The organism is Mesorhizobium sp. M1E.F.Ca.ET.041.01.1.1, assembly GCF_003997355.1.
GTDB lineage: Bacteria > Pseudomonadota > Alphaproteobacteria > Rhizobiales > Rhizobiaceae > Mesorhizobium.
In genome coordinates, this window is record NZ_RZSL01001001.1 from 1 (window position 1) to 1,354 (window position 1,354).

2 protein-coding genes are annotated in these 1,354 nt (G+C 67.2%); one reads left to right on the forward strand and one right to left on the reverse strand.

Annotation, left to right across the window (positions count from 1 at the left end; genetic code table 11):
• Positions 1-413, forward strand: a 413-nt coding sequence (locus EOA38_RS36785; RefSeq protein ID WP_245481023.1) for a DnaA/Hda family protein, incomplete at its 5' end; no start/stop codon positions are given.
• Between the two features lie 173 nt (positions 414-586).
• On the opposite strand, the gene EOA38_RS36790 is transcribed toward EOA38_RS36785, so the two are convergent.
• Positions 587-1,354, reverse strand: a 768-nt coding sequence (locus EOA38_RS36790) for a LysR substrate-binding domain-containing protein (RefSeq protein ID WP_127301518.1), incomplete at its 5' end; no start/stop codon positions are given.

Genomic DNA, 1,354 nt, shown 5'->3' on the forward strand with positions numbered 1-1,354 from the left:
ACATCGACAAGGGCCCGATCGACGAACAGGGTCTGTTCCACCTGATCAACACGGTGCGCGGCGCCGGCTCCACGCTTTTGCTCACCGCGCGCCGCTTCCCTTCCGCCTGGCGCGTCGCGCTGCCCGACCTCATCTCGCGACTGAAGGCGGCGGCGACGGTCGAGATCCACGAGCCGGACGACCTGCTGCTCGCCGGCGTCATCACAAAATTGTTCGCCGATCGCCAGATCGAGGTCGAGCCGCATGTCGTGCAATATCTGGTGCGGCGCATCGAGCGTTCGCTGGCGACCGCTATGCGGGTCGTGGAACGCCTTGACCGCGCCGCGCTCGAGCGCAAGACGCCGATCACCCGCGCGCTTGCCGCCGAAACCGTCAGCGCCATGGACGAAGGACAGGGCGAGTTCGACATATAGGGCTTCTTCCCTGTGTCTACCTTTGCGGCCAGACTTGAAGCCCCGAACAACGCTGCCGGCATTTGGCGCGAGGTCGAGCAGGAAATCGAACGCCGCAACGCGTCCGGCTATGCCGAATCTTCCGTCACGACCTTTCTGCTTCAGACCCAATGGTTGCCGCTTTCGCGATCGTTTTAGCGCAGCCCCGGCACCGCCCTGATATGATCGATGAACGCCCGCAGCTTGGGCAGGACCTGCCGTCGTTCGGGGTAGTAGAGGAACGCCCCCGGCGAGGTGGCGGCGAACGGCGTCAAGAGCGCATGCAATCGGCCATCGGCGACCGGTGCGCTGGCGAGCGGGCCAGGCACCTGCGCAAGTCCTACCCCCTGGATCGCCGCACCGAGAAGCGTTGGGTAGTCATGCGCGATGAGCGGCCCTGTGACGATGGCCTCGACCGTCTTGTTGCCGTCGCTAAAGCGCCAGGGGGCGACCGAGCCGTTCGAGCGGCGCATGCGCAGGCAGGCATGCCCCCGAAGGTCCTCGATACGCTCCGGCCGCGACCACTGGCGCAGATAGTCGGGGCTGCCGACGACCAGCAGCGGGAACGGCGGCGTCAGCCGCACCGCCACCATGTCGGCGGCGATGAGCTCGCCGAGCCGGATGCCGGCATCGAATCCTTCGGCGGCGACGTCGACGAGCTCCCCGCTTGCGACGATCTCCAGCTCGATTTCGGGATAGGCTTGGCAGAAGGATGCGATGAGCGGCTCCAGCAGGAGCGGCATCACCGCCGGCGGCACCGAGAGGCGCAGCAATCCGGTCGGGCGCTTGCCGAATTCATGCGCGACCTCGCTCGCGGCGACCAGCTCCTCGAAGGCAGGCCCTGCGCGCGACAGGAATCGCTCGCCGGCCTCCGTCAGGCCGACGCTGCGCGTCGTGCGGAGGAAAAGCGCGGCGCCGATACG